11 protein-coding genes and 1 tRNA gene are annotated in these 14,002 nt (G+C 32.0%); 5 read left to right on the top strand and 7 right to left on the bottom strand.

The window, feature by feature from the left end; genetic code table 11:
• Window positions 1–113: 113 nt before the first annotated feature.
• Window positions 114–186, bottom strand: a tRNA-Gly gene (locus ACXAHM_RS10450).
• Between the two features lie 467 nt (window positions 187–653).
• Here ACXAHM_RS10450 and ACXAHM_RS10455 point away from each other — a divergent pair.
• A complete protein-coding gene (locus tag ACXAHM_RS10455) occupies window positions 654–1,019 on the top strand; it encodes a hypothetical protein (RefSeq protein ID WP_474960386.1) in 366 nt (121 codons plus the stop codon).
• Window positions 1,020–1,028: 9 nt separating this feature from the next.
• On the opposite strand, the gene ACXAHM_RS10460 is transcribed toward ACXAHM_RS10455, so the two are convergent.
• Both ACXAHM_RS10460 and ACXAHM_RS10465 read right to left on the bottom strand, forming a co-directional pair.
• On the bottom strand, window positions 1,029–2,687 hold the full coding sequence (locus ACXAHM_RS10460) for a tetratricopeptide repeat protein (RefSeq protein ID WP_474960387.1): 1,659 nt from the start codon (window positions 2,685–2,687) through the stop codon (window positions 1,029–1,031).
• 139 nt (window positions 2,688–2,826) lie between these two features.
• Complete coding sequence (locus ACXAHM_RS10465; RefSeq protein WP_474960388.1) at window positions 2,827–3,189, bottom strand: response regulator; 363 nt, start codon at window positions 3,187–3,189, stop codon at window positions 2,827–2,829.
• A gap of 653 nt (window positions 3,190–3,842) precedes the next feature.
• Here ACXAHM_RS10465 and recQ point away from each other — a divergent pair.
• Both recQ and era read left to right on the top strand, forming a co-directional pair.
• A complete protein-coding gene (gene recQ / locus ACXAHM_RS10470; RefSeq protein ID WP_474960389.1) occupies window positions 3,843–5,984 on the top strand; it encodes a DNA helicase RecQ in 2,142 nt (713 codons plus the stop codon).
• Window positions 5,985–6,029: 45 nt separating this feature from the next.
• The gene (gene era, locus ACXAHM_RS10475) at window positions 6,030–6,923 is read left to right on the top strand and encodes a GTPase Era (RefSeq protein ID WP_474960390.1); all 894 of its coding nucleotides are present in this window, start codon (window positions 6,030–6,032) and stop codon (window positions 6,921–6,923) included.
• A gap of 68 nt (window positions 6,924–6,991) precedes the next feature.
• On the opposite strand, the gene ACXAHM_RS10480 is transcribed toward era, so the two are convergent.
• From ACXAHM_RS10480 to ACXAHM_RS10495, 4 genes are all read right to left on the bottom strand, one after another.
• The gene (locus tag ACXAHM_RS10480; RefSeq protein ID WP_474960391.1) at window positions 6,992–7,810 is read right to left on the bottom strand and encodes a hypothetical protein; all 819 of its coding nucleotides are present in this window, start codon (window positions 7,808–7,810) and stop codon (window positions 6,992–6,994) included.
• Between the two features lie 12 nt (window positions 7,811–7,822).
• The gene (locus ACXAHM_RS10485) at window positions 7,823–9,298 is read right to left on the bottom strand and encodes a BatD family protein (RefSeq protein WP_474960392.1); all 1,476 of its coding nucleotides are present in this window, start codon (window positions 9,296–9,298) and stop codon (window positions 7,823–7,825) included.
• 452 nt (window positions 9,299–9,750) lie between these two features.
• Window positions 9,751–10,689, bottom strand: coding sequence for a tRNA epoxyqueuosine(34) reductase QueG (gene queG, locus ACXAHM_RS10490; protein ID WP_474960393.1), 939 nt, complete (start codon window positions 10,687–10,689; stop codon window positions 9,751–9,753).
• Window positions 10,682–11,041, bottom strand: coding sequence for an Hpt domain-containing protein (locus ACXAHM_RS10495; protein WP_474960394.1), 360 nt, complete (start codon window positions 11,039–11,041; stop codon window positions 10,682–10,684). The genes queG and ACXAHM_RS10495 overlap by 8 nt, the downstream gene beginning before the upstream one ends.
• Window positions 11,042–11,626: 585 nt before the next feature.
• On the opposite strand from ACXAHM_RS10495, the gene ACXAHM_RS10500 reads away from it, so the two are divergent.
• Window positions 11,627–11,938: a DUF4286 family protein gene (locus tag ACXAHM_RS10500; RefSeq protein WP_474960395.1), complete on the top strand. Its 312-nt coding sequence runs from the start codon at window positions 11,627–11,629 to the stop codon at window positions 11,936–11,938.
• Between the two features lie 19 nt (window positions 11,939–11,957).
• Entirely contained in the window at window positions 11,958–13,979 is a 2,022-nt protein-coding gene (locus ACXAHM_RS10505) for a protein-disulfide reductase DsbD family protein (RefSeq protein WP_474960396.1), read from the top strand.
• Window positions 13,980–14,002 lie beyond the last annotated feature (23 nt).

A 14,002-nucleotide genomic window follows, 5' to 3' on the forward strand; every position in this document is an offset into this window, starting at 1 on the left:
GAGTGGGAATCGAACCCACACGAGGTTGCCCTCACAAGATTTTAAGTCTTGCGCGTCTACCAGTTCCGCCATCCCGGCTCATCTACCACAAAGATAAATGAAATTTTTAAATGAGCGAAAAACGGGGTTCGAACCCGCGACCTCAACCTTGGCAAGGTTGCGCTCTACCAGCTGAGCTATTTTCGCTTATTTGTGTGATGCTTTTCGTTTAAAGCGATGCAAAGGTAAGGCGAGATTTTATATTTCCAAAAGATTTCTAGAAAAAAGATGACAACGAATGTAAACGCATTGATTTTCAGTACTATTTTTCATGATATTTTTTTGAGAAAAAATTTGGAGAGTTTGTTTCGTGTTATAGTATCACTTTTTAGACACTCTTTTTTTATCTCTTTTATGCTTTACATGAAAAAAATAAAAATCAAATATTATAAATAGACAAAAAGATATTATAAAACCTCCAATTCTAAACAAATCTTTAATGATCGTTATCGATTAAATTTTATTAAGTGTTGTTCGTACAGAGGAGTATAAAACCTCTATATATTTGCGTCATATCTAAGATTTTTCATCGAGATCTGATGTATTTGGTGATTATCATTCTAAAATCTAGATATTTTTGGAAAGATTTCATTATTTTTAAATGAACTAATATTATGGCAATATCAACTTATCCTATGGATTTCAGTTTTACAGATACTCTTTTCGAAGGAGACAAAGAAGGATATGTAGATTTTTTATCAATTTCTATTGATGAGTTTGAATCTGACTTTCCTAAATTAAAATTAGCTTTAGAAGATAAAGATTCTGATTTATTCAGTGCAGTAAAGCATAAATTTAGCACTAGGTTACATACCTTCAACCTAGATACACTTGAGCGCTTTATGGCCGAAGTTGGAGCAAACTACAAAGAGGATGTGAACTCTGTTGACCCAGTAATGGCTTGGGCAGAGCTTGAACGTCACCTACGTAACATTCTTGATACTTTGAATGAGAAATTGACAGAGATCAAAAACAGCTAGTAGCTAATACTAATTCATATTCTCTGAAGAAATAACGACCTGTATCTCTCGTGCGTAAGTAGCGTAACGTTGAGACAGGTCTTCTTTTTTTAGCGTTTTGTAATAGTTTGATAAGTTTTGATTCGCTTGAAAACTTACCTCATTAGGTTTTCTAAAGAGTTGAGCAGCAAGACGTATTGGCTTACTGTAATATTCTTCTACGGCTTTTTCTGATTCACCTTGTGCATAGATTATATTTCCTATTAAAAGATAGCATCCGATTGTTTTGATATAATCTCTACCGTAGTTTTCTTGATAATAATTCAATAATTCCTGACTAAAGGCATAAGCTTCTTGATAATTCTGTTGATGAAAATGAATCATTGATAAATTATTATAAGCTATTGCTTTCCATCTGCTTTCCCTATCTTTTTCAAGATCTAATACAGTATCATAAAGCTTTATGGCTTCAACTGTATCACCTTTCATTAATAATAATCCTGCTAAATCAATATTTTGAATCGCTCTTTGCGTACTATCTTTCTCTGAACCAATTTTCCATTCGATAGCATACGCTTTATTTGTAAATTCTTCTGCCTTTAGAAATTCATCCAAACGAACATAACATTTAGAAATATCGTGCATTATTTCAGCAGCTTTTAAATTTTCCTCTCCAAAGCTTTTTTGATTAAAGGCTAAAGCATATTGATAGATAGTTAGTGCCAATGAGTCTTCCTTTACTCTTTCAAATTTAGAGGCTACTTGAATATACCAGTCAGCAATTTGCGTTTGATCATTCATATTTGCATTTGCAATAATGGCATCATCAAAGAGTTTTGTATACCATTTTTGAGCATAAATATATTGTCGCTTATAGAAAAAAGTGTCTGCCAATTTTCTCTCATAAGTCTGTCTTCTTTCCTGATAACCAATATTCGCTAGAAGTATTTTTGTTACTTTATCTGCTGTAGCATCCGCATCTTTATAATCACCTCTTTGTAAATATATTTCTGCTAATGATTCATACTGATTGGCTAATTCAATTGCATTATTACCAAATACCTTTTTAGCTATCAAAATTGATTTTTCAATGTTTTGAATTGCTAACTTATAGGCTCCAGTTCTCATTTGGGACTTTGCAATCCTATTCAGAATTTCTACCATATCTGAACGGTATTGAGTATCCATTTTTTCGATTAAACTTGATGCTTTGGTGTAATACGAACTCGCTGTTCCAAAATTTTCAATTTCATAATGGAATGTTCCTAAAGTCATATAAACAGTAATCAAAGAAAAATAATGTCCTCTTCCTTCGGCTTGTTCATATGCTTCCATTGCCTGTTCGTAATAGTTTATGGCAATATTTGAAAGTTGATGATGTCTAAATATCTGTGCTAGATAAATATACATGTCACCAATAAATGCATAATTCGGATTAGGATCAGACCGTAGTATGGCTAAACCTTTTTGTACATATTGAGATGCTAAGTTTGAATAACCATTGTCTGCAAATTTTTCTGCCATTCTTTTATGAAGAAGGACAATTCTCAGATCAGTATTTGGGTAGATTGTTTTGGCCTGTTCTAATAAACTATCGGCCAATGCTGATGCTTTCAGATGATAATTATTGGAAAGAAGATCATCTAGACGTTCCTGTACTTTAGAAACTTCGAGTTCTTCTATCTTCAAACTATCAAATTCTTGAACTTGGGCTATAGAAAAAAAAGGCAATAGTATGAATATACAAAAGCCTAAAAATACGGACCAATATTTATGTATATTACAAACTATCACCTTTTACTTTTTATTTTCAAAAAGCAGAATATGCTTATTTTAACTCTTCTAATTTTATAGGAGTTAATGGCTTGATAATAATACCTGCCACTTGATCATATTGCGATGCCTTTTTTCTATCTTCTTCTGTTACTTCTGCCGAAAGCATATATACTTTATCATTTTCAATATTTTTTGCTTTCAATTGATCCAAGAAATCCCAACCAGTACTTGGAGGCATATTAATATCTAGAAAAACTACCTCTGGATTTACAGCATCCCATGCATCTACAGCTTCTTGTACGTTAAGAAAGGTCGATACGTTTTCCCCAAAACCAGTTTTTTCTATCATTTTTCGACAAATTAAATTATTTGTCGGGTCATCATCAATCACAAAAATATTTTTGTAGTTACTCATAATAGAATATGAAAATGAAATTTAAAAAAAGAGACTATCAAATCAGATAATATTTAATGGATAGTTCTTTTTCATGTACTTAATTATTCTATATACAAAGTTATACACTTTTGGGGATTTCTTCGCTAAAATTTGGCACATAAAAAAAGGTGAGCATTACTCACCTCCTTTCTAACCAATTCAATTATTTAAACTTCCATCGAAATATATTCATTAAAGAGTGTTTAATTTTCACTCTTTAAACAATTCAAATAAAGAATTACAAATTTTGTAATCATTTCCTTATTTGATTGACTTCTTGATTGTAAACATATTATAATATTAACTATTTCACAAATAATCAGTTAGTTATTTTAAAGATTTTGAATAAAATAAGATTTTTATAGATGATTTATAATCAAAACACTATGCACTCGCTAATATTAAACTATAGTTTTACTAGAGTATAGTTTTTTTGAGTTCATTTTTTCACTTTTCGACTGCCTTAGATTAATCCAATAAAAAATATAATATTGTATTTTTAGTTCTTATTATTTCCAATAAATGAGGATGTTCTTAATAAATTTTGATTAAATCCTTTTTCTTACAATCCTTTTTTGTGATCCTATAAGTTCATAGTAAATTGCATGAATATTTGACAAAAAAACTTTTCAATGGATATTTCAACTGCTAAACATGCCTTGAAACAATATTTCGGGTATGATCGATTCAGACCAATGCAAGAGGACATTATCCAAAATGTACTTGCAAAGCAAGATACAGTTGTCTTAATGCCTACTGGTGGAGGAAAGTCAATTTGTTATCAGATTCCTGGTATCATTTCTCAAGGAGTAGCCATTGTTATTTCGCCTTTGATTGCCTTGATGAAAGATCAGGTAGAAGGACTTAAAGCAAACGGTGTCCCTGCCGCTTATATCAACAGTACTTTATCATATACTGAGATAAGAGAGATAGAGGAAGACTTACTTCACAACAGATTAAAACTACTGTATGTTTCTCCTGAAAAACTACTAACACCCCATTTCTTAGATTTTCTAACAAGAATTTATGTAAGCTTCATTGCCATTGATGAAGCACACTGTATTTCACAATGGGGACATGATTTTAGACAAGAGTATACTCAACTTATTTCTCTTCGTCAGCATTTTCCTGATATTTCATTTATTGCACTTACAGCTACTGCTGATAAAGCTACTCGTAATGATATCGCAAAACAGCTCGGAATGAACAATCCTAGAATGTTTATTTCTTCTTTCGATAGATCTAATTTGAGCCTTAGGGTGGAAGCAGGGCAGAAAAGAATTGAGAAAATACTTCATTTCTTGGCAGAACGTCCCAATCAATCAGGTATCATTTATTGTCTTTCGCGAAAGAATACTGAAAGTTTAGCGACTAAACTTCGAAAAGCTGGGCATAATGCTTTGTACTATCATGCTGGAATGCCGTCGCACGAAAGAGCAAGGGTACAAGAAGGGTTTATTAAAGATGATATTCCAATAATCTGTGCAACAATTGCCTTTGGTATGGGTATCGACAAACCCAATGTTCGCTGGGTCATACATTATAACCTACCTAAAAACATGGAGGGTTATTACCAAGAAATTGGTCGTGCAGGTAGAGATGGTTTAGCTTCTGATACACTATTATTCTACACTTTTGCTGATGTAATGCAATTGAGAGAAATGGTAGGAGATAGCGGTCAATCTCAATTACAGCTGTCTAAGTTGGAAAGGATGCAACAATATGCTGAAACACGTACTTGCCGACGAAGAATTCTATTAAGTTACTTTGGTGAAACGTTAGAAAAAGACTGCGGCAACTGTGATGTTTGTAGAAATCCTCCTGAATTATTTGATGGTACTGTTATCGCTCAAAAAGCAATGTCTGCTATTATTCGAGCAAATAGAGAAATGAATAAAACCCTTTCCGCAGGTATGTTGATTGATATCTTGAGAGGATCCAGAAGAATTGATTTAATTAACCTGGGTTTTGATCAACTCAAAACTTACGGAGTTGGTAAAGATATATCTTATGATCATTGGCAATTATATATTCAACAAATGCTTAATCTTGGCTTAGTTGAAATCGCATATGATCATCATAATACTTTTAGAGTAAGTAAAGCAGGTCAAAATGTGCTAATGGGTAAATTCCCTGTCAATTTTGCCAAACTTTCTCAATTCAAAGAAACACCTTCTACAAAGGCACCAACGAAGAAAGTTACTGCTAAAGAAGAATTGAAACGTGATTTATTTGAAACACTTCGTGTGCTTCGTAAACAATTAGCAGATAAGGAAGGTATTCCACCTTACATGGTATTTAGTGATGCTACACTAACAGATATGGGTGAAAAAATTCCTATATCAGTACATGATATGATGAAAGTATCAGGTGTTGGTGAGATGAAGTTAAAGAAATATGGTAATCAATTTATTGGTGCTATTGTTCATTTTGTCATAACAAAAACTAAGGAAGGCTATAAAATTAAAGGTAGTTCACCACTTTTGACATACGAATTATATCAAAAAGGATATTCGATACATCAAATCGGACAAGAAAGAAAGCTTCGAGATGAAAGTATCTTAAACCATCTTGCGACACTATATGAAATGGGATATAACATTGATATATTCCAATTTATAAATGGAGATCAGATAGAAGCTGTGGCTGAAGCCATTAGAAATGTAGGTGTAAATCAAGGTGTTAAAGCTATTTTTGATTATTTTAAAGGAGAACTTCCTTACAGTTGTATCTATTTTGGAATGGCACATTTCAAAAGGTCTGTAGGAGTCTAATTAGGTCATAAGCATAAAACATATATAAATTAGTAGAACATTATTATGAGTGAAGGGAAAAAACACAAAGCGGGTTTTGTGAGTATTGTAGGTAAACCTAATGTGGGTAAATCTACATTGATGAATGCGTTGGTAGGAGAGCGTCTTTCTATTATCACGAGCAAAGCTCAAACTACTCGTCACCGTATTATGGGAATTATGAGTACAGAGGATTATCAGATTGTTTATTCAGATACTCCTGGTATTATTAATCCTAAATATGAACTCCATGAATCGATGATGGATTTTGTGGATAATTCACTTAATGATGCTGATGTCGTTTTGTTTGTAACAGATATTTTTGAAACATTCAAAGAGAAAGACGCCTTGATTAAATTGGAGAAAACAAAAGCTCCAATTATTGTCATTATCAACAAAATTGATCAAGCAAAACAAGATGATGTTTTGAAGAAAGTACAATACTGGCAAGAAAAATTGAATCCTAAGGTGATTATGCCAGTTTCAGCATTACATGGTTTTAATGTTCCTGCTATTTTAGACGAAATATTAAATCTTCTTCCTGAGCACGATGCTTTTTATGATAAAGAAGAATTGACAGATAAGCCAATGCGTTTCTTTGTCTCTGAAATTATTCGTGAAAAAATCTTTATGCACTATAAAGAAGAAGTGCCTTACTCATGTGAAGTAATTGTAGATAGCTATAAAGAAAGTGATGATATCATAAAGATTAGAGCTACAATTATGGTAGAAAGAGAAAGTCAAAAAGGAATTATCATTGGCAAAGGAGGAATCAAGCTCAAACATGTTGGGGCTGACTCTAGAAAAGAACTTGAAAAATTCATCCAAAAGAAAGTCTTCCTTGAAACTCACGTTAAGGTAGATGCTGATTGGAGAAAGAATGACAAGAGTCTCAAAATGTTTGGATATAAAAACGACTAATGAAAAAGCCTCACAAAATTTAAAATATTCTGTGAGGCTTTTTTATTTATGCTGATACCAATATTGATTTACTCAGTTACTTTAATAACAATAATGGCGTTTGTCTCATTTCTTCTTTGATCATTCGCTTTGATTCTTAATTCATAAGTTCCTGTATCAGCAAAGACATAAGATTCATTATAATCAAAGGGGTTATTCCCTGGAGTAGGAACGTCTACAGGGAAAATGTGAATGATATTACCATCACTTTCTTCATCCTCAACTGCTGAAGGATCTTCAACGATTTCATACATCTGCATAGTTAATGCATTAATATTATCATCTAAGTCATCCAATACATAGTTAATCGGAAGCGTTACTCCTTTATTAAATTCTATAGTATCCTCTAAGATATTGTCATCAAACTTGAAAAAAGGAGCATAATTTCTGAATTCCATTGCAATAGTAGCCCTATCTGCTTCATTAAGCCCTACATCTTTTGCATCTAAATGAATTTCATAATCTCCAGTTGCCGCAACATAAGACCCTTCAGAATCAGGTGCGGTAGCAATTTTCAGTATTTTATAAATTTCTGTCTGTGCTCCTGCAATTGGAAAAGTGTCTACTTGATCCAAAAATGCTGGTACTCTCAAACCTGACGTAATGACCTCTTTGGGCTCAAAAGTGATCGAATAAGAAAGTAAATTATTATCATCAGTCAAATACGATCTTATTTCCAACTCAGTACTTAAGGTATCAATTTCAGGTTCCGAACCACTTCCATCATTTCCATTGATATAGAAATTTTCAATCACAGGAGGAGTTGTATCCACATACCTTTCACATGAGAGAAAAGAGATTGACACTAAAATTACTTTTAGAAGATTTAGAACATAAGTTCTTTTCATAATGATCAATAATTAGAACTTCTTAAAAATAAGAACACCTGTTAGAATAAGAGCAATAACCACAAATACATTCAAAATGATTTGAAGAATTGATGTGTCATCCACTGCAACTAAAGTGTTATCAGCAAATTTCATTGCATCGTAAAACGAACCTAAATCCGTTTTAGAAATCTTTGCGTCTCTTAAACTTTTACCCGTTACTGTAATTGTACCCTCAGGGTATAAGGTTTTATATTCTGAAGTTTGAGGATTAAATATTGTTAGACTAATAAAGTCTTTAAGCTGGTATGTACCTGGCTCTTGAGGTTCAATATAATAGACAAACTCTTTAGAACCCACTACTTTGCCATTTGCTCTTTTAATATTTTGAGAAACACTTGGTGGGTAAAATAATAAATCTTCAGATTCTACTAAATCAGGCTCTCTAATAGAAGAAATATTACCAATACCTTCAATTTTAAAATCAAGTGTAATGCTTTCTCCAGTCTTAATCTCTGTTTCGCTTAAGTTTTGCTTTAATCTATAATTTCCAACACTTGCTACACTTTTGAATTGACTTTCTGGTAATGGTTTCACTTTAATCGTTCTACCTCTAGATTTGAACACCTCGATATCTTCTTTTCTATTTCTACCAAAGAAAGATTGTCTTTGTGCTACTTGATATTTTATCATTTGCAACTCTGTAGGTTGAATGACAATATCTTCAGTATTCAAAGGGTAGAACATCGCCTCATAGATCTTGTATTGACGATAAGATTTACCATTAAGTGTAATATATTCAGAATGAACTGACTCTATATTAAAGTTTTCTTCCCAACAATTTTTGGGTTTGACTTTCTTCAATATTTCAGAAACTTGTTCATCTAATTTATAGAAATCCATTTCAGCTCTATTTGTCACAGCGACAAAAAATGAAATATCCATTTTAAATCCTTCACCTCTATAAACTGATTTTTTATCTGTACTTACTGAGAAGAAAGCATCTGCTTCAACATTTACAAATTGTTGACTTTGTTGATTTCGTGATGAACCTCCACCCCAAAAATCAGCAAAAGGATCGTAAGTTTGTCGTTGAACTGCAGGACCTACTTTTATATCTGCACCGCCATTTTTCACTGTCTTTCCATTAACAGTCATAGAAAATGGGGCTAATTTAAATACACCTTGTTTCATAGGAGAGTACATCTGAGAAACACTCTGCTGTGTAGAAACTTGGCCATTTATAATCGAAGTCTGGCTGGAGGTAGAAGGTCTACCTTTTCGAAAGCCCTCAATATTGGGAAATTCAGAATATTTTGTCAATCGACCATTCTTAACGGTCAATGTAATTTCAAAATTTTCATTTTGTCCAATTTCTGTTCGACCTATTGTAATGCTAACCTGTTGAGAAAAAGCAGGAATAGATAGTGCAAACGAACAGAACAATAGAAATCCAAAGGATTGTAATAAACGAGTCAATGTAAAAAATTTCAATGGTAATCTTTTCATACCGTAAATATCTATAATTAGTCGGAAGAAAAGTTGTGAAAAAAATAAAAAAAAAGAATTTTTCTTCTTAAAAATGTAACATTTACACTATATTAGCGTTACAACAAATAGCATTAATCAAATTAATTGATCAGAAAATTAAATTTTTAATTTACAAGACAACCAAGTAAAACATACCCGATCATGCTTGAATATTCAAAAGTAATTCTCAAGAAAGTGTCATTTGACCGTCACTTATTTTTAAAAGAGTTACGCAAGTCTTTGGGAATTCTTTCGATCAATGAAGTACTGTCTTTACGATCGTGGGGAAAAATAAACTTTCCAAAGTATGCTTTCACAATCCAAAACGAATGCAATAAACATCTTAATTCTTATGCATTAGTTGGCTAAAGAAAAACATACATACTTTATATAAAAATATTGATAAAGTGGTTACCTAAACTAGAAGGTAATCACTTTTTTTTTGCAAAAGCTATATTCCTTTTAAGCCCATCCAGTTTAGTTCTCTTCACAGCAGACTTTCTAAAAATTTCTTTAAAAACATCTTCTGTAATTTCTTCCCAGTCTGCTTTGTACATTTCACCTAGTTTTTCATGAGGTAAAAATTCATCTGTTTGATGAGGTTTTGAAAAACGATTCCATGGACAAACATCTTGACAGATATCACATCCAAAAATCCAGTCTTCCATTTTTCCTTTAAACTCTTGAGGAATTTGTTCTTTAAGTTCAATAGTGAGATAAGAAATACATTTACTACCGTCAACAATTCCTTTTTCTGGGATTGCATCCGTTGGACAAGCATCTATACATCTAGTACAAGTACCACAATAGTCTTTAATTGGTGCATCTTCTTTTAATTCTAAATCAATAATCAGTTCAGCTAAAAAGAAAAAGCTACCCATTGATCTATTCAAAAGTAAACTATGTTTTCCAACCCAACCTAAGCCTGCTTTTTTTGCCCAAGCTCTTTCCATTACAGGTGCAGAGTCTACAAATACTCTCCCTTCTACTTCTCCAATTTCTGCATTGATGAATTTTATTAAATCTTTGAGCTTTCTTTTTATTACATAATGATAATCTTCACCGTAAGCATATTTAGCGATCTTGTAATTCCCATCAGTTCCTAAATCCTTTTCTGGAAAATAGTTATAAGATAACATCACAACAGATTTGGCACCTTCTACAAGTTTGGTAGGATCTAATCTTTTATCAAAGTGATTAGCCATGTAACCCATTTCACCATGCATTCCATTTTGAAGCCATTTTTCTAAAGGATCAGCTTCCTCTTCTAAAAAACCAGCTTTAGCAATACCACATTCAGAGAAGCCAAGTCGATAAGCTTCTTCCTTAATAAGTTTCGAATATTTCTCTTTTAAATTTTCTTTATCCACAATTGTTACGCATCTCTTCTAATGAAGCCCATCCGCAATGTTCAATTTCATCAATCAAATCATTATCAATTAGACTCATCTCTTCTGCTTTTTTAGTTAAAAACTGTAATCTCGCAGCTCCTAAAGTTCCAGCAATACCTTTGAGAGTATGAATTGACTGGAATAATTGCAAAGGCTTATTTTCAGTTACAGCACCTCTTGCTTTATTGATAAGGTTGACAAAATCTTTACAAAAAGATTGTATCACCGCGACCTGTTGATACTCTTCGGTAGCAAAGGTCTTAATTTCTTCCCAAACATTCTGCTTCAGAAGGGGAATACTTCCGTAGGGTTTAATAAAATTAGGTTTCATAATTCATAACCATAACGCTTAAATAAGGTTACCGTTTTAGTTCCCATGTAAGAACTGTAATTTGAATTCTAAATCTGCATTAAAATTTCCAATTATTATCGAAAACGCTTTTTTCGAAACTTTTTGAATTAGAATATTACTTGTCTTTTTAATCCATTTTCTCCCTTAAAAGTTCCAATTAAATCCTATTTTTACTATTTACCCTACTTCATTTTTTATATAAAATCAGAAATTCATACATAAGTATTTAATCTAGTTTATTTCATTAAAAAGAATAAGAACATAAATAAATACGTTATTCATTAGACTAATAACCAGTTTATTAAAAATATTAATTCATAAATTTTATATAGTATTATGAATGATTATCAAACAAGCTATATAACTACGTATTTATTTATGTTATGATTAAAGGGAATTTTAAACAACTAAGGGGGAAGAATGAACGACTAATTAATATTCAACTATATGAATCTTTGCATCTAGGTTATTAATCTACTTTTTCGACTAATTCTTGAAAGAAAAAGAAATTAATAATAGCACCTTTTACTTACAGTCATTATTTTGCGAAAAATATTAAATACCATGATTATATATAATATTTCTTTTCATGTTGATGATGATGTACTAGGTGCATGGAAAGAATGGATGAAAACATTTTTTATTCCAGAGATAATTAAAACAGAGTGCTTTAAAAGCCATAAACTGATGAAATTACTTTCTGAGAAAACTGAAGCGAAAGGATCTAATTTTGCTTTAATGCTTGACGTTGAAAATTTATCAGCTGCTGACAGATTTATGAGAAATCACGAAGTTGAACTTCACACACAACTAAAACAGAAGTTTGGCGAAAAAGTAAGTCAATTCCGCTCTGTATTAAGAGAAGAAACTATCTAAGAAAAACTTTTTTAGTAACATGAACACAATTTATCGATCACTTTGTATTGTTAGTATTTTCCTCTTGGGAATTATTACTACTGCAAATGCGCAACTTATTAACCCTGTCACTTGGAGTGCTGAACTATCAAACAACTCTCCCAAAAAAGGCGACATTATTACAATTACTTATCATGCAGAAATTAAAGATGGATGGTATCTCTATTCGTCGGACTTTGATCCTGATTTAGGTCCAATATTAACTTCTGTAAAATATGGTGAAAATAAGACTTTTGAAATTGCTGGAGATTTCACTCCTATTCATCCAAAGAAAAAATATGATGAATTGTGGGAAGGTGAAATTACTTATTTCAAGAAACATGGTGAGTTTACTCAAAAATTAAAAATATTAGAGGTTCCTTTTACTATAGAAACTACTATATCTGGCCAAAGTTGTTCTGATGAAAGTGGTCAGTGTATCCCTTTAGAAAAGAGTTTTACTTTTGGAAAAGCACAAGCTGCATCAAAAGAAGTAAAGAAAACGGAAGTTATTGAAGAAGTAAAAAAGGCAAATAATGGTGAGATCAAAGCAGTTTCTTCAAGTGGTCAAGATACTGAAGAAAGCCTATTTGGTTTTATGTTATCAGCTTTCATTTTTGGTTTGACTGCGATTTTCACTCCATGTGTATTTCCAATGATTCCTCTTACAGTGTCATTTTTCACAAATCAAAGTGGAGGTAAGTCAAAAGCATTTATTTATGGATTTTCTATTGTAGGAATCTACGGTTTCTTTGGAGCCGTATTAGCACCTTTAGCTGGAGACCCAAGTGTTGCAAATGCAATTTCAACACACTGGTTACCAAATATATTATTCTTTACAATATTCATTGTTTTTGCAATGTCTTTCTTTGGCATGTTTGAAATTACATTACCAAGTTCATTGGTAAATAAAATGGATAAACAATCTGATAAAGGAGGATTAGGTGCAGTTTTCTTTATGGCATTTACATTAGTTCTTGTTTCATTCTCATGTACAGGTCCTATCGTAGGTACTATTTTAATTGAATCAGTTGGTGGTGCATATGTAAAACCAATCTTTGGTATGATTGCTTTTGCATCAGCATTTGCTTTACCGTTTACTCTGTTTGCTCTTTTCCCTGGTTTAATGAAAAATCTACCAAAATCTGGTGGTTGGTTAAACTCAGTAAAAGTAGTTTTAGGTTTTGTAGAGTTGGCCTTAGCTTTTAAATTCTTATCAACAGTAGATTTAGTATATCATTGGGGTATTTTAGATAAAGATATTATGGTGGCAATTTGGATTGCTATCACTATGATGTTAGGATTATACCTTTTAGGAAAAATCCGTCTTCCTCATGATTCACCAGTAGATACAATTAGCCCTCCTAGAATGATTCTAGCAACAGTAGTTTTTGCTTTTGTCATTTATTTAATACCGGGCTTATTTGGTGCTCCTTTAAAAATGTTATCAGGTATTTTGCCTCCACAAACAAATCATACATTTGATATTAAATCTATGATCCGTGATGAAGTTGCTAATGCTTCAATAACAGGAGGTGAACAACAAGATATGTTATACCCTATCAAATATGGTGAGATCTTCCATTTACCTCATGGGTTAAAAGGATATTTTGATTATGATCAAGCTATAGAAGCTTCAAAAAAATTCGGTAAGCCCATTTTCCTAGACTTTACAGGTCATGGATGTGCAAATTGTAGAAAAATGGAAGATAATGTATGGTCTGATCAAAGAGTATTAAAACGTCTAAGAGAAGATTATATCATTTTAGCATTATATGTAGATGATCCCACAAAACTTCCAGAATCAGAGTGGGTAACTTCTTCTTTTGATGGAAACATTAAGAAAACAATCGGTGCAAAAAACTTTGATTTCCAAATCACAAAATTCAATAGTAACGCTCAACCTTATTATTGTTTATTGGATGAAACAGGTGAATTAATGATTCCTGCAAAGGCATATGACTTAAATGTTGAGAACTTTATTCAATTCTTAGACGAAGGAGTAAAGTCTTTCAAAAAATAATACAATATTTTTATACTTTTTGG

The organism is Flammeovirga sp. AWQ4_249 (assembly GCF_056161045.1).

What these genes read in the sequence shown, in the direction of transcription:
- ACXAHM_RS10455 (WP_474960386.1), top strand. Translation starts at nt 654, where the DNA reads ATGGCAATATCAACTTATCCTATGGATTTCAGTTTTACAGATACTCTT.
- ACXAHM_RS10465 (WP_474960388.1), bottom strand. Translation starts at nt 3,189, where the DNA reads ATGAGTAACTACAAAAATATTTTTGTGATTGATGATGACCCGACAAAT.
- recQ (WP_474960389.1), top strand. Translation starts at nt 3,843, where the DNA reads ATGGATATTTCAACTGCTAAACATGCCTTGAAACAATATTTCGGGTAT.
- era (WP_474960390.1), top strand. Translation starts at nt 6,030, where the DNA reads ATGAGTGAAGGGAAAAAACACAAAGCGGGTTTTGTGAGTATTGTAGGT.
- ACXAHM_RS10480 (WP_474960391.1), bottom strand. Translation starts at nt 7,810, where the DNA reads ATGAAAAGAACTTATGTTCTAAATCTTCTAAAAGTAATTTTAGTGTCA.
- ACXAHM_RS10485 (WP_474960392.1), bottom strand. Translation starts at nt 9,298, where the DNA reads ATGAAAAGATTACCATTGAAATTTTTTACATTGACTCGTTTATTACAA.
- ACXAHM_RS10495 (WP_474960394.1), bottom strand. Translation starts at nt 11,041, where the DNA reads ATGAAACCTAATTTTATTAAACCCTACGGAAGTATTCCCCTTCTGAAG.
- ACXAHM_RS10500 (WP_474960395.1), top strand. Translation starts at nt 11,627, where the DNA reads ATGATTATATATAATATTTCTTTTCATGTTGATGATGATGTACTAGGT.
- ACXAHM_RS10505 (WP_474960396.1), top strand. Translation starts at nt 11,958, where the DNA reads ATGAACACAATTTATCGATCACTTTGTATTGTTAGTATTTTCCTCTTG.